Source organism: Thalassotalea euphylliae (assembly GCF_003390335.1).
In the GTDB taxonomy this organism is placed as follows: Bacteria; Pseudomonadota; Gammaproteobacteria; order Enterobacterales; family Alteromonadaceae; genus Thalassotalea_F; species Thalassotalea_F euphylliae_B.
In genome coordinates, this window is sequence record NZ_QUOU01000001.1 from 198,815 (window position 1) to 218,144 (window position 19,330).

14 protein-coding genes, 2 tRNA genes and 4 rRNA genes are annotated in these 19,330 nt (G+C 45.1%); 13 read left to right on the forward strand and 7 right to left on the reverse strand.

Annotated elements, in window-relative coordinates:
• Positions 1-104 precede the first annotated feature (104 nt).
• Genes DXX93_RS00845 through DXX93_RS00855 form a run of 3 tightly spaced genes read left to right on the forward strand, consistent with a single transcriptional unit; the run spans position 105 to position 1,977 of the window.
• Complete coding sequence (locus DXX93_RS00845; protein ID WP_116006410.1) at positions 105-392, forward strand: hypothetical protein; 288 nt, start codon at positions 105-107, stop codon at positions 390-392.
• A 20-nt stretch (positions 393-412) separates the two neighbouring features.
• A complete protein-coding gene (locus DXX93_RS00850) occupies positions 413-1,528 on the forward strand; it encodes a putative metalloprotease CJM1_0395 family protein (protein WP_116006411.1) in 1,116 nt (371 codons plus the stop codon).
• Between the two features lie 44 nt (positions 1,529-1,572).
• Entirely contained in the window at positions 1,573-1,977 is a 405-nt protein-coding gene (locus DXX93_RS00855) for a hypothetical protein (protein WP_116006412.1), read from the forward strand.
• Between the two features lie 30 nt (positions 1,978-2,007).
• Here DXX93_RS00855 and DXX93_RS00860 read toward each other — a convergent pair whose 3' ends face one another.
• From DXX93_RS00860 to DXX93_RS00870, 3 genes are all read right to left on the reverse strand, one after another.
• The gene (locus DXX93_RS00860) at positions 2,008-2,442 is read right to left on the reverse strand and encodes a histidine phosphatase family protein (protein ID WP_181902101.1); all 435 of its coding nucleotides are present in this window, start codon (positions 2,440-2,442) and stop codon (positions 2,008-2,010) included.
• 106 nt (positions 2,443-2,548) lie between these two features.
• A complete protein-coding gene (gene sthA / locus DXX93_RS00865) occupies positions 2,549-3,970 on the reverse strand; it encodes a Si-specific NAD(P)(+) transhydrogenase (protein ID WP_116006414.1) in 1,422 nt (473 codons plus the stop codon).
• A gap of 166 nt (positions 3,971-4,136) precedes the next feature.
• The gene (locus tag DXX93_RS00870; RefSeq protein WP_116006415.1) at positions 4,137-5,255 is read right to left on the reverse strand and encodes a fatty acid desaturase; all 1,119 of its coding nucleotides are present in this window, start codon (positions 5,253-5,255) and stop codon (positions 4,137-4,139) included.
• 175 nt (positions 5,256-5,430) lie between these two features.
• Between DXX93_RS00870 and fabR the strand changes: the two genes are divergently transcribed.
• A complete protein-coding gene (gene fabR / locus DXX93_RS00875; RefSeq protein WP_116006416.1) occupies positions 5,431-6,054 on the forward strand; it encodes an HTH-type transcriptional repressor FabR in 624 nt (207 codons plus the stop codon).
• Between the two features lie 3 nt (positions 6,055-6,057).
• The gene (locus DXX93_RS00880; RefSeq protein WP_116006417.1) at positions 6,058-7,008 is read left to right on the forward strand and encodes a hypothetical protein; all 951 of its coding nucleotides are present in this window, start codon (positions 6,058-6,060) and stop codon (positions 7,006-7,008) included.
• Between the two features lie 35 nt (positions 7,009-7,043).
• On the opposite strand, the gene trmA is transcribed toward DXX93_RS00880, so the two are convergent.
• Positions 7,044-8,138 (reverse strand): tRNA (uridine(54)-C5)-methyltransferase TrmA, encoded by a 1,095-nt coding sequence (gene trmA / locus DXX93_RS00885; protein WP_116006418.1) that lies wholly within the window; start codon positions 8,136-8,138, stop codon positions 7,044-7,046.
• 81 nt (positions 8,139-8,219) lie between these two features.
• Positions 8,220-8,975 (reverse strand): hypothetical protein, encoded by a 756-nt coding sequence (locus tag DXX93_RS00890; protein WP_116006419.1) that lies wholly within the window; start codon positions 8,973-8,975, stop codon positions 8,220-8,222.
• Positions 8,976-9,641: 666 nt separating this feature from the next.
• On the opposite strand from DXX93_RS00890, the gene DXX93_RS00895 reads away from it, so the two are divergent.
• The 8 genes from DXX93_RS00895 (at position 9,642) to DXX93_RS00930 (ending at position 16,739) form a co-directional block, all read left to right on the forward strand.
• Positions 9,642-11,198, forward strand: a 16S ribosomal RNA gene (locus DXX93_RS00895).
• A 131-nt stretch (positions 11,199-11,329) separates the two neighbouring features.
• Positions 11,330-11,406 (forward strand) — tRNA-Ile (locus tag DXX93_RS00900).
• A gap of 72 nt (positions 11,407-11,478) precedes the next feature.
• A tRNA-Ala gene (locus tag DXX93_RS00905) sits at positions 11,479-11,554 on the forward strand.
• 344 nt (positions 11,555-11,898) lie between these two features.
• Positions 11,899-14,775, forward strand: a 23S ribosomal RNA gene (locus DXX93_RS00910).
• 107 nt (positions 14,776-14,882) lie between these two features.
• Positions 14,883-14,997 (forward strand): 5S ribosomal RNA (gene rrf / locus DXX93_RS00915).
• Positions 14,998-15,104: 107 nt separating this feature from the next.
• Positions 15,105-15,219 (forward strand): 5S ribosomal RNA (gene rrf / locus DXX93_RS00920).
• Together the 16S, 23S and 5S rRNA genes with 2 tRNA genes alongside form the textbook arrangement of a ribosomal RNA operon.
• A 73-nt stretch (positions 15,220-15,292) precedes the next feature.
• Positions 15,293-16,258 carry an elongation factor P--(R)-beta-lysine ligase gene (gene epmA, locus DXX93_RS00925; protein ID WP_116006420.1) on the forward strand — a complete coding sequence of 322 codons (966 nt, stop codon included), beginning with the start codon at positions 15,293-15,295 and terminating at the stop codon, positions 16,256-16,258.
• A 97-nt stretch (positions 16,259-16,355) separates the two neighbouring features.
• The gene (locus DXX93_RS00930; protein ID WP_116006421.1) at positions 16,356-16,739 is read left to right on the forward strand and encodes a MerC domain-containing protein; all 384 of its coding nucleotides are present in this window, start codon (positions 16,356-16,358) and stop codon (positions 16,737-16,739) included.
• Between the two features lie 20 nt (positions 16,740-16,759).
• Here the strand turns inward: DXX93_RS00930 and glnG are convergent, their stop codons facing one another.
• The gene (glnG, locus tag DXX93_RS00935) at positions 16,760-18,160 is read right to left on the reverse strand and encodes a nitrogen regulation protein NR(I) (RefSeq protein ID WP_116006422.1); all 1,401 of its coding nucleotides are present in this window, start codon (positions 18,158-18,160) and stop codon (positions 16,760-16,762) included.
• Positions 18,161-18,183: 23 nt separating this feature from the next.
• Entirely contained in the window at positions 18,184-19,254 is a 1,071-nt protein-coding gene (gene glnL / locus DXX93_RS00940; RefSeq protein WP_116006423.1) for a nitrogen regulation protein NR(II), read from the reverse strand.
• Between the last annotated feature and the right edge of the window lie 76 nt (positions 19,255-19,330).

Sequence of the window (19,330 nt, forward strand, 5' to 3'; positions counted from 1 at the left end):
ATGTAAGTTGCATGAATATACCGTCTTACGCAGAGCGTATTGCTTGCGTGGGTAACACAGCTGTAGTGGTTATTAGGTAAATAGACAGATTTCAGGAGTAGGTGATGGAAGTTCAATCAGCCTTTAACTCAGGTTTGCAAGGCTTTGCAAATGCCAATCAACGGTTAAACGAAACCGCGACCAACATTGTTGATGCGACAACAGTCACTGAGCAAGAGCGCAACGCAAGTGAAGACCAAGCTATACAAGCGGGTTTAGCGGGTGAGCCAGAACCTAATCTTACCGAAGAAGTCGTCAATCTTCGCGTTGCTGAATTCCAAGCCCGTGCTTCTGCTGAGGTGATTCAAACGGCCGATGAAACGCTCGGTACCTTACTCGACGTTACCGCCTAGTACTTAATACATACCTTCCCATGAATATTACGACGCAAGTGAATCAATTACCTTTAGCGACAGTGGTCAACCCGCCCACTGACAGCTTGCGTCGTGACAATGCCCAACGAGAAGTGATTACAGCGCCGCCGGCACTCAACCAAAGTGCCGCAGAAAAGGGTGTTGCCGGCGAGCGTGAACGCGCCAGAACACCTGCGCAAAATGTTGAAGAAGGTATTGATTTTGCTGCCATCCAAGAGCAAGCAGAACAAGAAAGCACCAGTATCAGCGAGCGCCAATCTGGTCGAGAGCAGTCGGGTGAACAACAAGGCCAGCAAGAACAAGGGCAAAACGCCAACGCGCAAGCTGACAACGAAAATAACAGTGAAGAGTCAAACACAAACAGCCGCGAGCTCACTCCAGAACAGCAACAAGTTGTGCGTGAACTCAGTGTCCGTGACTTGGAAGTTCGTACTCATGAGCAGGCACATGCTGCTGTGGGGGGGCCATATACAGGTGCCCCCAGTTACAGTTTTGAAGTAGGGCCTGATGGTCGTCGTTATGCGGTTGAAGGTGAAGTCTCTGTTGATTTATCTGAAGCGGGCTCACCGCAGGAAACCATTACCAAAATGCGCAGGGTGTATGATGCAGCACTTGCGCCAGCAAACCCGTCAACACAAGATTTGCGGGTAGCGGCTGAAGCCTCCAGAATTATTGCCCAAGCACAAGCCGAAGTGCTCAGGCAGCAAAGAGTGGAAGAAGGCGAGGAGGGAGCGCCGCAACCTTCAGGTGATGGAAGGCCAGCAATTAACAGCTTTGGCTCCGAACGCACAGCAGCGCTTGGCTCTGATGAAGCGCCAACAACTAGCGTTGACTCATCAGTAGCCAACACTTCGACCACAAATACTGTTGCTACAAACCGTGTGGTTTTAAGTGATAGAGCAAGTGACACAGGTTCAAGCGGTTTTGGCTCTGAGCAAAGCGACTTTGAACGCTTTGTTCAGTCAACTATTCAAGCTCAGGAAGCAATTGCGCCTGCGTCGCCAGAGCGCTCTCAAGAAATTGACCAACGGGCCGGTGTGATTGAATCTCGTTATTTAGCCATCAATCAAGCGTATGACTTGCCACCGAGAAGTCAATTTGTGCTGCAAGCATAACCATCACTAACCATTTATTATTCGTTTCGACAGGAGGGCTCAGGATGAAAACTTCTACTTCATACCTATTTATCAGCATTTGTGTAACAAGCTTACTACTGGTACCTACAACGAGTTGTGCGTTGACAACTAAACAGCCAGATTTAGGTTCACATATGACATTGCAGCAATATCAACAACAAGGTTGGAAAATTGGCACGGTAACGTTTTTAAACTTTGAAGGGGGCTTTTACGGCATAGTGACAGATAATAATGAAAAACTGCTGCCCGTTAATTTGCCCAAGTCGCTGTTGCTTGAGGGAACAAAATTAGCGCTAAAAGGTGAAGTTATGCAAGGTATGGCAAGCACCCAACAATGGGGTGAAGTGTTTAAAATTTCTGACTATAAGGTGTTGTCTATGGGAAAAGAAAGCGCCAAGAAACCTGAGATAGGTAACAACTATCAATAGCGCTATCAAAGGTTTGCGATTTGGTATTAGCTAGCTGCACTTTAATGATTGAGTTAAGTCAGTCACTACCATATGTGTAATCTCGTTACTCTGATCAGTCGTTATAATGACCTGATATAAGTGGCGAAAATTATCTTCTGAAATTTTGTCGAAAGATTTGCCTGTAAGCAAGGACAGTAGCATGGGGGTAGTATTGCTGTGCCCGACTACCAATGTGTTCAACTGTTTTTGTTTAAGCACTCTTGCTAATTGCTCAAGCCCATTCGGTGCATATTGAGTCACGCTGATTTTTTTGGCGTTAGCTGTTGGCCGTGCCGTTGCTAACGTTCTTTGGTAGCTAGTGCTGTAAACCGCTTGAATTTCTACATTTCTGAGAGTGTCGGCAAGTAGCATAGCTCTTTGCTGGCCACAGGTTGTCAGTAAGGGATCAGCACTGTTTGACTGTTTCTCAGCGTGTCGTGTCAAATATAAACTGAAACTCTTTGCTAGAGCAGGTGATGCTAGAGCAGGTAATAATACCTGCCCAGCAAAAACGGCACTTACCAAAAGCTTAGAAAGCAACTTCATAGCACTAGAATAGGCGATTCAAGCCATTCAGTGCAGCTACGCGATAAGCTTCTGCCATGGTCGGGTAGTTGAACGTGGTATGAACGAAATACTCAATGGTATTTGCCTCGCCTTTTTGTTGCATGATGGCCTGACCAATATGCACAATTTCAGCTGAGCGTTCGCCAAAGCAATGAATCCCCAAGATTTCCTTCGTGTCGCAGTGGAACAGTATTTTCAAGCTACCGACAGGGCTGGCACCAATTTGTGCACGGGCTAAGTGCTTGAAGGACGCGCGACCAACCTCATATGGAATTTTAGCGGCCGTTAGTTCTTGCTCGTTCTTGCCGACAGATGACATCTCTGGGATGGTGTAGATACCCGTTGGAATATCTTCAATTAGCTGGCCTTCGGTAGAAATATTGAGGATATAATCAGCAGCAATGCGACCTTGATCATAGGCTGCACTGGCAAGGCTCGGATAACCAATGACATCACCGATGGCGTATATGTTGTCCACTTGAGTTTGGTAGGTATTGTCCACGGTTAACGAGCCACGAGAGTTGGCCGTTAAGCCAATATTTTCAATGCCAAGTTTGTCTGTGTTACCCGTGCGACCGTTGGCAAATAAAATACAGTCAGCCTTCATACGCTTGCCTGATTGTAATGTCAGCACAACGCCGTCGTCTCGCCCTTCGATCGCCGAGTACTCCTCACCATGGCGAATAACGATACCACTGTTCCAGAAGTGGTAGCTTAGCGAGTCGGTCATTTCGGCATCCATAAACGACAACAAGCGATCGCGAGTGTTAATTAAATCAACTTTACAGCCTAAGCCTCTGAAAATTGAAGCGTATTCACAGCCAATAACACCGGCACCATAGATGATGATAGATTTAGGTTCGTGCTTTAACGACAAGATCGTATCTGAGTCGTAAATACGAGAATGGGTAAAATCAACGTCAGCAGGGCGATATGGACGAGAGCCCGTGGCAATGACAATGGTTTTGGCGGTGATTTGCTCACTTGAACCATCAGGGTATTGAATGTGCAGGCTATGCTTATCAACGAAAGTGGCTTCACCATGATAAACCTTGACGTCATTTCGGCTGTAAAAGCCTCCGCGTAGCCTTACTTGGTCGCGAATTACTTTAGTCGTATGCTGCAAAATGTTGTCAAACGTCAGGGTCGCGGCTTTTTCGGATTGATTAAATAGCGGATTGCTATTGTATTCAACAAGTCGGCTGACCGAGTGGCGCAGTGCCTTTGACGGGATCGTTCCCCAATGCGTACAGCCGCCGCCAACTTCGCTATGCTTTTCAATCACGGCAACTTTTTGGCCTGCTTTGGTCAGGTTCATTGCGGCACCTTCGCCACCAGGACCTGTCCCTATTACAATGGCGTCAAAGTCGTAGGTTGCTTTAGATGTAGATTTTGCTTTAGCCAAGTTAGTATCCCCAGAAATCAATTTGGTGAAATTTTACCAAGAATTAATGAGATAGGTAACTGGTTATATAGGCAGAGAGTAAAGTAGGTGAACGATAGGGGAGTTGCGAAGCAACTAGCTTACAGGAGCTGTGGATATTTCCCTGCAAGCTAGTTTATTAGCAATACTAAGCGAGTTTAGCCGTTAGCAGTTGCCAGCTTTTGCGTTGCTCGGCAAGTGTTTGTTTAAGTTCTGCAAATTGCTTCATTAGCTCAGAGTTTTCAACATCCGACAATAACTTATCTTTCTTGTTGACTAAAACTTGCTTTTTCAGCTCGTAAAACTCATTTAATTTAGCCAGCAGTAAATCGTATTCAGCTTGTAACTTCTGGCGCATTTCTTCCGCCTGAGGGTGTGCGCTGACGCGTTGTTGACTGCGTTTGAGTGCCATTGCTAATTTAGCTTTTTCTACTTTGTCTTCTGGTGAGGTACGCAATTTCGATGTTAAGCCAATGTAGTTACAGCCTTTAATTAGCCATTTTGTTGGATCAAATTGGTACCAGCGAATACCGTTGCGGTAGTCATTTTCAAAAATATGATGATAGTTGTGGTAACCCTCACCAAAGGTGAAAAACGCCAGTACACCATTGTCACGCGCAGTATTTTTATCGGTATAAGTTTGCTTACCCCAAACATGTGCCAATGAATTGATAAAGAACGTGGTGTGGTGACTCATGACTAAGCGGAAAAAGCCAACCAGTAACAAGCTACTGATCACATCACCGTGCCATAAACCAAATGCTAATGGCACACCAAAGTTCATTGCTAAAGTTAATGCCAAATAGTGTTTGTGTTGCCAGACAACGATTTTGTCTTTTTGTAAATCGCGTACATTATCGTAGTTGTTGTATCGGTGAGCTTGGTACTCACGTAGCATCCAACCAATGTGGGAGTACCAGAAGCCGCGCTTTGCTGAGTATGGATCTACATCATTATTGTCTACGTGCTTGTGGTGAATTCGGTGATCAGAAGACCAATGTAAAATACTGTTCTGTAGGGCAAATGCACCTCCTAGTGCGTAAATAAGGCGTAAGCTCCAGTGCGCCTGATAAGTTTTGTGTGACCATAATCTGTGATAGCCGGCAGTGATTGACATGCCACAGTAGATAAAACACACAATTGCCATGGTAATTTCTGCACCATCAAAACCATGGGTAATGGCGCGATATGGCACGGCAATAGCGGCAAACAAGAAAGTGATTAAAAACACTAAAACGTTCAGCCAAATAATAGGAGGCTTTTTCATTAATTTTCCGAATTGAATATTTGAGCGTACAAGTGTTCACTATTTTAGCTGCCGTGCAAAGTGAGTCAAGCTGATAAGTGTTGATCTGTGATAAACTTCATTGAATTGTCATCACCTGACAACATAGCTCCATTTCAGTATCATAACTAAGTCTATAAAAACTAAAGGTAATCCAATGGCAGGAATTCGCGCCCAGCAAAAAGAGAAAACTCGACGTCAGTTAATTGATGCTGCACTTGGACAGCTCAGTGCTGATCGCAGCTTTTCAAGTTTGAGTTTGCGCGAGGTCGCCAAAGAAGCGGGGTTAGCACCAACTTCGTTTTATCGACACTTTTCCGATATGGATGAACTCGGTTTAACCTTAGTGGATGAGGCCGGGCTGACGCTACGCCAATTAATGCGCCAAGCACGACAGCGCATTGCCAAGGGCGGCTCGGTGATCAAAATCTCTGTACACACGTTTATGGAGTTTATCGAGAACAACGGCAATATTTTTCGCTTACTGTTACGTGAGCGCTCTGGCACATCTGCCGCATTTCGCGCCGCGGTAAACCGTGAAATTCGTTATTTTACGCTTGAACTTAGTGATTACTTGCAAGCGGCGAACAAGTTAGATGCGCAAGTTGCGCTGTTACAGGCTAAGGCCGCCGTGACTATAGTGTTTAGTGCAGGTGCTGATGCGCTAGATATTGACCTTAAAGAGCGTGAGCAACTTGCTGAAAATGTCGTTCAGCAACTGCGCTTTATTGCCCGTGGCGCCAGTGAGTTCTCTGCACGGTTACAAGTAAAAGGGCAATGATTAGTGCGTAGTACTTTAGCTACTCTACTTGTAGCTTTATTTATCGCGGTCACTTTATATTTACAAACTTATCAGCTTGATGAACATCAAACTTCTATTAGCAGAGCATCTAGCGGCATGCTTGAAGAGGTCCCACTTGAAACTGTCGCTGATGACCAAGTGCGAGCTAGATGTGCAGAGGACGATGCATACACTGAATGTGGAGAAAGCCTTGCCAAATTCCCCTTTCCTAATAGCTTTAGTCAAAGCTCGAATACTGCAAGTATTGCATTAATAGCGCCCGAAGGTTGGAAATTATCGACATCACTCTTAGAGCAACTCAATCAACTTGAAACACTCGCAAGGGAAGGTAGTGTTCACGCTGCTTATATACTTGCACAAAACCTTACGTACTGCTTTTACTCACCAGTTGATGAGCAAAGTTATCAGACGCGAGTTAATCGCGCATTAGACAATAATGAAGACGATAGATTTTTAGTTAATTTAAACGAGAAGTACGAATATTGTCAGGGTGTAAATCAAACTTATAAAAATCAATTTGTCGAATACTTAGAGCGTGCAGCAAAGAGCGGGAATGTTAATGCGATGGTAGATTATGGTGTCGCCCATACAGAGCTATTGGTAAAGATAAAAAGTGAAACGGAATCAACGTTAAATGCCCGTACTCAGGTATTGGCCGCTCAGCAAAAATATCTGAAAGTTGCTGCACAACATGGCAACGTGAAGGCTATAGCGCGCTTAGCAGACGACTTATGGAGACAAAAGTTTGGTCATAATGATGGAGTTCGAGCACTAGCTTATTTGTACCTAGTATTGGAGCTGACTACTGATAGCCAGATTTACAGCAGGTACGAATGGCTTGAACAACGAATGATTGAGCGACTGTCGTTAATTGAAGTAGAGCAGGCGAGAGAATTAACTCGAAAACTAAAGAGTGAGCTAAAAACTCCTTAGCTCACATTACCGATTAAAGTTTACCGTTTTGCTGTTTATCGACGTTTAAGAATAACGCCTGTTTCCACATGATGGGTATAAGGGAACTGGTCAAATAACGCAAATTGCTCAATATCGTGTGTAGTGGTGAGTGCTTGCAAGTTATCTTTTAACGTCTCTGGGTTACATGAGATATAGACGATCAAGTCGAAGCGTCGTGCCAGTTCAACACTGTCAGGGTCTAAACCTGCGCGCGGAGGGTCGACGAGTACGGTATCAAACTTATAGCTGGTTAAATCAAACCCATCTAAACGTCGAAAAGTGCGCTCACCGTTCATTGCTTGGGTAAATTCTTCACTCGACATACGAACAATATCGACATTATCAATATGATTCGCTTGAATATTGTATTGTGCTGAGTTTACCGATGTTTTCGATATTTCAGTCCCTAGCACACGCTCAAAGTTCTCTGCCAGTGCCAGACTAAAGTTACCATTCCCGCAATATAATTCGATAAGGTCGCCACCTCTGCCTTGCGTTGCTTTTTTTGCCCAGCTCAACATGTGCTGGTTTACGCCGCCGTTAGGTTGGGTAAAGCTATTTTCAACTTGTTGATAATGGTATTGCTTGCCGTCTACTGTTAACGTTTCTACTACGTAGTCTTTATCAAGAATGAGTTTTTGTTTACGGGCTCGACCAATAATGTCTGTTGGTGCGATTCTACTAAGTTCGGCCTTTAAGGCTTTTGCTTCAACCTGCCAAGCATCGTCTAATTGCTTGTGATAGAGCAAGCTGACAAGTAGTTCACCACTTAGCGTAGAAAGGAAGTCCACTTGGAACAATTTTCGGCGCAATAACTCATTTTGCTTTACATACTGAATCAGTGACTGCATGGCATCGTTAATCAGTACGCTCGCAACAGGAAAAGTGGTTAATTTAAACTTTTCCTTGGTTTCGCTGTTAAACATAATGTAGTCAAGGTCATCGCCGTCATGCCAAACGCGAAACTCAGCGCGTAAACGGTAATTTAACGGCTCAGATTCAAAACACTCAAACGTTGGTAATTGGAATTCAGCAAACATTGCTTGGATTTGTTGCTGTTTTTGTTCAAGTTGTTGTGGGTAGTTATCAGGATGAATATGACTAAACATAAAAGCGCCTCAATTTCAGGGAGCGCAGATTTTAACCGTAACTGCGCATATGTCTAGTATTATGGTCGATAGTTGGAAGAACTAGTTATCTTCGCTGTCGATATTGGCAAATTCGCTAGGTTGAGCACCACCTGCTAATGCAGCGTCTATGGCTGTTGCTTGGTTCATACCATTAGCGACAGCGGCATCAACTATTGCGCGATTGCCAATATGTTTATTTTGGCTAACAGCGGTAGTTACTACACCTTCACTTTGCTCCGGTACAATACCAAGTGCAGTAGTAACAAACGTGGTAATTTGTTCAGGCAGTGCTTCTATTGCGCCTGATAGTATTTCTGCAAATTTCTCAGGAAACCTTGAAATGGTAGATTCAACAATATCTTCTTGATGGAAATCACTTGTACTAATAGCAACGCGAACAATGTTTTCAATTCCTTCAATGTCATGAGAAGCAGCGGTCTCAACTATCTCACTCGCGTATGCAGGATCAGACTCAACAGCTATGCGGACAACTTCATGACTATCAACTAATTGACTATCGATTGCCGCAACAACCACATCACAGGCTAGTGCTGGTTCTGCATTAATGGCACCGCGAACAATTTGTTCGTATTTGTCTGGGTATAGTTCAAGTGCGACAGGAATAACAATATCTACTTTTTCTGGGTAGCGGCTGAGTATCGTGCTAACACTGCGCCCTATATTTATATGTGCTTTAGTTTGTTGCTTAATAAAGCTGGCAATCACTTTCTTACTACTTTCGTTGTTTTTGTCAGCACTTGCTAAAGTAGAAGAGCTTATAACCAGTAATACATAACCTAATAAAACTATACGCATCGTTTTTCTCTTTCTTTTATTTGCGTTTCAACAGGACTAAACATATTCGACTCACTGACTATAAATTAAACTTCACGAACTCGCCCCTGTGTTTTTGTACATGCTATTTCCATTGTGTGTACGTATTATGACCGTAAAAATGCCTTTATGTTCAATAAAGCAGCGAACAGTTAAAAAGTTGAAATTAGCTGTTGACGCCCAGCTAAAAATCTCTAAAATGCGCATCCACTTCCACGGGGCAGCCCAACGAAGTTTTGTATAGGAAATACTTATTAGAGCGAGTCAGGACGACGAAAGCTCAGTTTTGATAAGTTTAGTTAGTAAATGTACTAAATAAACGGGTCAGATAACTTAGAAAAATGAATTAAAGATTTTTTTCAAAAAGTTGTTGACATCAAAACCAGGAAGCGTAGAATGCGCATCCGCTCTCAACGAGAGAGTAACCACAAAACACGAATGCGATGTTTTGTTTGAATCGCAAGATTCAGTTCTTTAACAATTAGTTATCATGCAATTTGTGTGGGCATTCACATGATGTTGATTTTACAAATAAGCAAGTCTTGAACTTGCAAAAATTAACTCAGTGAACTCATGCAAAAACTACTTTTTAAAAGTTTTATTTGTACAGAATTCATTGAGCCGATGCTTAGGCATCACAAACGATTTTAATTGAAGAGTTTGATCATGGCTCAGATTGAACGCTGGCGGCAGGCTTAACACATGCAAGTCGAGCGGAAACGAAGAGGAGCTTGCTCCTTTGGCGTCGAGCGGCGGACGGGTGAGTAATGCTTGGGAATATGCCTTTTGGTGGGGGACAACAGTTGGAAACGACTGCTAATACCGCATAATGTGCTTTTCGTAAGAGAAGTACCAAAGCGGGGGATTCTTCGGAACCTCGTGCCAAAAGATTAGCCCAAGTGAGATTAGCTAGATGGTGGGGTAATGGCCTACCATGGCGACGATCTCTAGCTGGTTTGAGAGGATGATCAGCCACACTGGGACTGAGACACGGCCCAGACTCCTACGGGAGGCAGCAGTGGGGAATATTGCACAATGGGGGAAACCCTGATGCAGCCATGCCGCGTGTGTGAAGAAGGCCTTAGGGTTGTAAAGCACTTTCAGTCGTGAGGAAAGGTTAGTAGGTAATATCTGCTAGCTGTGACGTTAGCGACAGAAGAAGCACCGGCTAACTCCGTGCCAGCAGCCGCGGTAATACGGAGGGTGCGAGCGTTAATCGGAATTACTGGGCGTAAAGCGTGCGTAGGCGGTTTGATAAGCCAGATGTGAAATCCCGGGGCTTAACCTCGGAACTGCATTTGGAACTGTTTGACTAGAGTACTGTAGAGGGTGGTGGAATTTCCAGTGTAGCGGTGAAATGCGTAGAGATTGGAAGGAACATCAGTGGCGAAGGCGGCCACCTGGACAGATACTGACGCTGAGGCACGAAAGCGTGGGGAGCGAACAGGATTAGATACCCTGGTAGTCCACGCCGTAAACGATGTCAACTAGCTGTTTGTGTTCTTGAAACGTGAGTAGCGTAGCTAACGCGCTAAGTTGACCGCCTGGGGAGTACGGCCGCAAGGTTAAAACTCAAATGAATTGACGGGGGCCCGCACAAGCGGTGGAGCATGTGGTTTAATTCGATGCAACGCGAAGAACCTTACCATCCCTTGACATCCACAGAAGTTACTAGAGATAGTTTCGTGCCTTCGGGAACTGTGAGACAGGTGCTGCATGGCTGTCGTCAGCTCGTGTTGTGAAATGTTGGGTTAAGTCCCGCAACGAGCGCAACCCCTATCCTTATTTGCCAGCGAGTCGTGTCGGGAACTCTAAGGAGACTGCCGGTGATAAACCGGAGGAAGGTGGGGACGACGTCAAGTCATCATGGCCCTTACGGGATGGGCTACACACGTGCTACAATGGCGTATACAGAGGGCAGCAAGACCGCGAGGTGGAGCGAATCCCAGAAAGTACGTCGTAGTCCGGATTGGAGTCTGCAACTCGACTCCATGAAGTCGGAATCGCTAGTAATCGCGAATCAGAATGTCGCGGTGAATACGTTCCCGGGCCTTGTACACACCGCCCGTCACACCATGGGAGTGGGTTGCAAAAGAAGTGGCTAGTTTAACCTTAGGGAGGACGGTCACCACTTTGTGATTCATGACTGGGGTGAAGTCGTAACAAGGTAACCCTAGGGGAACCTGGGGTTGGATCACCTCCTTATCTTGAAGTAAGACACATTATGGGTCGACAAGTCAGACATCCTGTCGAGTCGACACAGGTACATCCATGTACCTTGAGTGTTCACACACATTGCATTGATAACGATGAATGAAGAAGTAAGATCTTGAAATAGGTCTGTAGCTCAGCTGGTTAGAGCGCACCCCTGATAAGGGTGAGGTCGGCAGTTCAAGTCTGCCCAGACCTACCAATTCACGTCAGTGACATTGGCCCTTTGTTTTCAAGTCGACCCAGATCTACGTTAGTAGGTTACCCAATCGATGGGGCTATAGCTCAGCTGGGAGAGCGCCTGCCTTGCACGCAGGAGGTCAGCAGTTCGATCCTGCTTAGCTCCACCACTTCTTCACAAGAGCAAGAAGCCAAATTAAAGCTTACTGATGAGTAATATTTAATTTGGTTTTTTTAACCACGATTTAAGCGAATGCGTCTTAAATTGAGTTCTTTAACAATTTGGAAAGCTGATATATATCCCGAATATACCACTCGTAAGAGTGGGATATTCGAATGATGATTACAGTGTCGCGCTGTAAGCATCAAACCTGAAATAAGATTTTTCCTTATCTTATTTCAATCTAATTCAAGCATACTCCAATCATTCATTTGATTGAGTACGTGAAAATGTCAGTCATACATTAGCATCGAGATTTGTCTCTCGATGACTCAAAACTATTTGGGGTTGTATGGTTAAGTGACTAAGCGTATATGGTGGATGCCTTGGCAGTTAGAGGCGATGAAAGACGTGTTAATCTGCGATAAGCCTAGGTGAGGTGATAAAAACCGTTATAACCTAGGATTTCTGAATGGGGAAACCCAGTGCCATAAGGCACTATCAATAAGTGAATACATAGCTTATTGAGGCGAACCGGGAGAACTGAAACATCTAAGTACCCCGAGGAAAAGAAATCAACCGAGATTTCCTTAGTAGCGGCGAGCGAACGGGAATTAGCCCTTAAGCTTATGGGCGTTAGTGGAACAAGCTGGAAAGCTTGGCGATACAGGGTGATAGCCCCGTACACGAAGACAAACATAAGTGAAATCGAGTAGGTCGGCACACGTGAAATGTTGACTGAACATGGGGGGACCATCCTCCAAGGCTAAATACTCCTAACTGACCGATAGTGAACCAGTACCGTGAGGGAAAGGCGAAAAGAACCCCTGTGAGGGGAGTGAAATAGAACCTGAAACCGTATACGTACAAGCAGTGGAAGCCTTAGGGTGACTGCGTACCTTTTGTATAATGGGTCAGCGACTTATATTCTGTAGCAAGGTTAACCGATTAGGGGAGCCGTAGCGAAAGCGAGTGTTAACTGCGCGTTCAGTTGCAGGGTATAGACCCGAAACCCGGCGATCTACCCATGGGCAGGTTGAAGGTTGGGTAACACCAACTGGAGGACCGAACACACGTATGTTGAAAAATGCGGTGATGACCTGTGGGTCGGAGTGAAAGGCTAATCAAGCCGGGAGATAGCTGGTTCTCCCCGAAATCTATTTAGGTAGAGCCTCGGACGAATACCATTGGGGGTAGAGCACTGTTAAGGCTAGGGGGTCATCCCGACTTACCAACCCTTTGCAAACTCCGAATACCAATGAGTACTATCCGGGAGACACACTATGGGTGCTAACGTCCGTAGTGAAGAGGGAAACAACCCAGACCGCCAGCTAAGGTCCCAAAGTCATAGTTAAGTGGGAAACGATGTGGAAAGGCATAGACAGCTAGGAGGTTGGCTTAGAAGCAGCCATCCTTTAAAGAAAGCGTAATAGCTCACTAGTCGAGTCGGTCTGCGCGGAAGATGTAACGGGGCTAAACTATGCACCGAAGCTGCGGATTTGAGCTTTTGCTCAAGTGGTAGGGGAGCGTTCTGTAAGCCGTTGAAGGTGTGTTGAGAAGCATGCTGGAGGTATCAGAAGTGCGAATGCTGACATGAGTAACGATAAAGGGGGTGAAAAACCCCCTCGCCGAAAGACCAAGGTTTCCTGTCCCATGTTAATCAGGGCAGGGTAAGTCGGCCCCTAAGGCGAGACCGAGAGGTGTAGTCGATGGGAAACAGATTAATATTTCTGTACTTCTTTATATTGCGATGGAGGGACGGAGAAGGCTAAGCAAGCATGGCGTTGGTTGTCCATGTGAAAGATTGTAGGCTGGAAACTTAGGCAAATCCGGGTTTCTAAGGCTGAGAGTCGAGACGAGACGCTACGGCGTTGAAGTTGTTGATGCCCTGCTTCCAGGAAAAGCTTCTAAGCATAGATATAAAGGAACCGTACCCCAAACCGACACAGGTGGTTAGGTAGAGAATACTAAGGCGCTTGAGAGAACTCGGGTGAAGGAACTAGGCAAAATAGTACCGTAACTTCGGGAGAAGGTACGCCGGCTCTGGTGATGGGACTTGCTCCCTAAGCTGAGGTCGGTCGAAGTAACCAGGTGGCTGGAACTGTTTATTAAAAACACAGCACTGTGCAAAATCGAAAGATGACGTATACGGTGTGACGCCTGCCCGGTGCCGGAAGGTTAATTGATTGGGTTAGCTCTGCGAAGCTCATGATCGAAGCCCCGGTAAACGGCGGCCGTAACTATAACGGTCCTAAGGTAGCGAAATTCCTTGTCGGGTAAGTTCCGACCTGCACGAATGGCGTAATCATGGCCACACTGTCTCCACCCGAGACTCAGTGAAATTGAAATTGCGGTTAAGATGCCGTATACCCGCGGCTAGACGGAAAGACCCCGTGAACCTTTACTATAGCTTGACAGTGAACATTGCTCCTACATGTGTAGGATAGGTGGGAGGCTTTGAAACTTGCACGCCAGTGTGAGTGGAGCCAACCTTGAAATACCACCCTTGTATGCGTGATGTTCTAACCTAGGCCGATTATCTCGGTTGGGGACACTGTCTGGTGGGTAGTTTGACTGGGGCGGTCTCCTCCCAAAGCGTAACGGAGGAGCACGAAGGTTGGCTAAGTACGGTCGGACATCGTACGGTTAGTGCAATGGCATAAGCCAGCTTAACTGCGAGACAGACACGTCGAGCAGGTGCGAAAGCAGGTCATAGTGATCCGGTGGTTCTGTATGGAAGGGCCATCGCTCAACGGATAAAAGGTACTCCGGGGATAACAGGCTGATACCGCCCAAGAGTTCATATCGACGGCGGTGTTTGGCACCTCGATGTCGGCTCATCACATCCTGGGGCTGAAGTCGGTCCCAAGGGTATGGCTGTTCGCCATTTAAAGTGGTACGCGAGCTGGGTTTAGAACGTCGTGAGACAGTTCGGTCCCTATCTGCCGTGGGCGTTTGAGAATTGAAGAGGGCTGCTCCTAGTACGAGAGGACCGGAGTGGACGAACCTCTGGTGTTCCGGTTGTTTCGCCAGAAGCATTGCCGGGTAGCTACGTTCGGAACTGATAACCGCTGAAAGCATCTAAGCGGGAAGCAGGCTTTGAGATGAGTTCTCACTGGGACTTTAAGTCCCCTGAAGGGTCGTTGGAGACTACGACGTTGATAGGTCAGGTGTGTAAGGGTTGTGAGGCCTTGAGCTAACTGATACTAATTGCCCGTGAGGCTTAACCATACAACACCCAAATGGTTTTGACTGACAACATTCATAAAGAATTAACTTCACGTACTAACGTGTGCTTGAAACGATATATATTAATTTCCAAATTGTAACTTTTTTCGCCTAGCGACAATAGCGTTGTAGTACCACCTGACCCCATGCCGAACTCAGAAGTGAAATGCAACTGCGCCGATGGTAGTGTGGGAGGTCCCATGTGAGAGTAGGTCATCGCTAGGCACTTAATTAGAAAAGCCCTTGTCCTAAGACAAGGGCTTTTTACTTAAAGCTATTATTGATTAGTAATTAGTTCTGAAATTTCAAATACTAATCAATAACAGTTTTTTGCTGGTGACCATAGCATTGTAGAACCACCTGATCCCTTGCCGAACTCAGAAGTGAAATGCAATTGCGCCGATGGTAGTGTGGGAGTTCCCATGTGAGAGTAGGACATTACCAGCACCTCTTTATAAAGCCTAGCTCTAATGCTAGGCTTTTTCCTTTCTAAAATACCATTAAGTCTTACGAGCTTTTTATGACGTGGCAGCCAAGTATGGATTGGGCAACAGCACAGCAGCGTGCGAAGCTCCTCTCCACCATTAGATCTTTTTTCAATAATCGAAATGTTGTTGAAGTAGAAACGCCTCAAATGTGCAGTGGCACCATTACCGATGTGCATTTAGATCCTATTGTGGCTAACTATGACTGGCATCACGAGGGTGTGAATAAACTCTATTTACAGACGTCTCCTGAATATCCGATGAAACGATTACTGGCTTCTGGTTACCAGTCTATTTATCAAATTGCTAAAGCCTTTAGAAATGAAGCTGAGGGGAGATTACATAACCCTGAATTTACTATGTTGGAGTGGTATCGATTAGGTTTTTCCATGAAAGATCTCATTGACGAGGTAAGTGAGTTATTAGTTGAAACGTTATCGGTAAGTAGCACTGATATTCAAAGCTATGAACACGCTTTCTTAGCGCATACACAACTCAACCCGCTAGAGACTTCCCTAGCAGAGTGTCTAGCCTTCATAGAGCAACATGGAAAACTTGAGCCATGGCTGGAAGCAACCACTTCACTTGATACCTTATTACAGTTCATCTTTTGTGAATGGGTTGAGCCTAAAATTGGGCAATTAGTACCTTGTTTTATTCATAGCTTTCCAAGCAGTCAAGCATCGTTAGCTACCATAAATACAGACGATGCGAGAGTCGCTAACCGCTTTGAATGTTACTTTAAAGGAGTTGAGCTAGTTAACGGTTTCCACGAGCTCACTGATAAAGAACAGCAATTGCGACGCTTTGCAGAAGATAATAACCAGCGTGAGCAAATGGGTGCGCAAACAAGGGCTGTCGATGATAAATTTATTGCTGCATTAGCGGAAGGTTTACCTGCTTGCTCTGGTGTTGCATTGGGTATTGACCGTCTAATAATGTTGGCAATGGGTAAACAATCGATCAGTGAAGTGATGACTTTTACTACCCAAAATGCCTAGCAATCACATTATTAGGTTACATAATTTAGCAATTATCCAGTGTGATACTATAGCTAATGTGATATAGTATCAAAACGTTCCAAATAGAGGTAATTACGTGTTAGATAGAATTGGTATAGCAGCAACATCACTATGTGCATTACATTGCATTCTGCTGCCTATTTTATTGCCAGCACTGCCATTATTAGGCTTGAGCTTTTTGGCTGATCACACATGGGAATTTGTCTTCTTAATTGCGACTGCAATGTTAGGAACCTTTGCGTTATTCTCCGGCTTTAGACGCTATCATCGCAAACTTTATCCTTTTTATTTGTTATATTTAGGCGTTGCCGTTTACTGGTTGCGACACGACTTTGGCGATGAATACGAGCCTTATTTCGTTGTTTTTGGTGCGTTACTAATCGTTGCGGCTCACTTTATCAATATGAAGCTTTGCAATAGCTGTAAGCAATGTACCGATCACAACTGCGCTTCTTCTTAGCGCAGTTGTTAGATACCCTTCTACATCTCAAAGTCTTTTAATTTTCTCGTCAGCGTATTTCTTCCCCAACCAAGTTTCTTGGCTGCTTCTTGCTTGTGACCACCAGTAAACGACAATGCTCTTTGTAACATGATCTTTTCAAACTCAGGTGTTGCTTGATCTAAAATTGCACTGCGCCCCTTAGCAAGTTGTTCATCCATCCATTTACTCAAGAGTGTTTGCCAAGACTCTCCTTCTCCAATCTGAGGAAGCGGTGTGTCGTGTAACTCTTCCGGCAAATCTTCAGGTAATATCTCTTTACCACTTGCCATTACCGTTAAAAATCGACAGATATTTTCTAACTGTCGAACATTACCAGGCCAATTACTTAGCATCAGCTGGGTAACGGCATCTTTGTGCAGTACTTTGGGCTCAACGCTTAATTCATCAGCGGCGAGTTTTAAGAAGTGGTTTGCAAGCTGCTCAATATCTTCTTTGCGCTCTCGAAGTGCCGGCAACTGGATGCGGATAACGTTCAAGCGGTGAAAGAGATCTTCGCGAAAATCGCCACTTCTTACTTTTTCTTCTAGGTTTTGATGAGTCGCGGCAATAATGCGCACATCAACGCGAATTGGAGAATGGCCGCCAACGCGATAAAACTGTCCATCTGCCAGTACGCGAAGTAGTCGAGTTTGCACATCCAGTGGCATATCACCTATTTCATCTAAGAAGAGTGTGCCGTTATGTGCTTGTTCGAATCGCCCTTGGCGCACAGAGTTAGCACCAGTAAATGCCCCCTTTTCATGACCAAATAACTCAGACTCAATTAAGTCTCTGGGAATAGCCGCCATGTTGAGGGGGATAAAAGTCTCGCTTGAGCGCGGACTGTGCATATGCAATGCATGGGCAACAAGCTCTTTACCAGTGCCAGACTCGCCATTAATGAGTACGCTAATACTAGAGCGAGATAACCGGCCAATTGCCCTGAAGACCTCTTGCATGGCTGGTGCTTCACCTATGATGCCAACACTAGTGGGAGCAGGCTGTCCTTTCTTGGCTTTAGCACTTTGCTCTTTTACATGAGCAAGCGCTCGGCGAGTCAAGGCTACTGCATCGTCGATATCAAAAGGTTTAGGCAGGTATTCAAAGGCACCGCCTTGATAGGCATTAACGGCACTGTCTAAGTCAGAATGTGCGGTCATAATAATGACAGGAATATCTGGGTAGTGTTGGCTGATCTGATTTAACAGCGCCATACCATCCATATTTGGCATACGAATATCTGAGATTATTACCTCAGGCTGTCCGTGATCTAAGGCTGTTAATAGGTTTTGCGCATTTTCGAAGGAAGCACAGCTAATTTCTGCACTTTTAAATGCCTTTTCCAGCACCCAACGAATTGAGCTGTCGTCGTCGACTATCCATACTTGTTCGGCAATCATACTTATGTCTCTTCACTCTTCCCTTAGGATAAGGGTAATAAAATCATAAACTCAGTGCGGCCAGGGCGACTGATACAGGAGAGTTTCCCTTTGTGTTGGTTGATTAGCGTTCGGGAAATAGATAATCCAAGGCCAGTGCCATTCGAACGGCCTGATACCATGGGATAAAATAGTGTGTCTTGAATGTCTTCCGGAATGCCCGGGCCAAAATCGATGATGCTAATTAAAATCGAGAGTTTAATGCGCTTACCGTTGATAGTCTGGTTGCTGGCAATACGAGTTTTCAGTGTGATGCTACTCGCTGGTTCAATCGCTTGAATGGCGTTATTAACGATGTTGAGTATCGCTTGCAACAACTTGTCTTCATCAAAGGCGATTTCGGGAATTGAGGGATCGTAATCACGAATCAAGATAATATCTTTTTCGTTATCAAAGCTGATTAATTGGCTGACTTTTTCGAGTACAGAATGAATGTTCTGCTGCGCCATTTTGGGGAGCTGATTGGGCCCCAACAAACGGTCAACAAGATTTCGCAATCGGTCGGCTTGCTCAATGATCATCGCCGTGTATTCTTGTTGCTCGGCATTTAACTCTTTCGTTAAAAGTTGTGCTGCACCACGTAAACCACCCAAAGGATTTTTGATCTCGTGAGCTAGTCCGCGAATGAGATCGCGGGCCGACTCCCACTGCTGTTGCTGGAAAGCTTCAGCACTGATTTGTTTTTGCTGATCGATTTGCTTGAGCTCGATCAATATATGAGGTTGCTGATTAAACTCGGTACTTGATGCGGTTATTTCAGCGGTAAATTTGTAACTGTCGCCCAAATAAATCACCACATCGCTGTCGGTAAATTCTTGGCCACTTTCAATCACCTGCTGCAGTCGAGCTGCATCAACTGTGCTGTTGGGGAACACATCTTCAAAAGCGACATTGAACAGTTTATTGAAGCTTTTGATAAGCAAAGCTTCTGCCGCTGGATTAAGGTATTGGATGGTGAGTTTTTCGTCCAGTACCATCACAGCAGTCACAAGTTGATTTGCTAATTGTTGCTGATAGGTTGTTTTATGATTAATTAGATCTGCACGATTTAACAACAGATGACTCCAATTGCACCAAAAGTGTGCGTGATATCTGATACTATATGTTTAAACCGTTTTATTTGCACGCAAA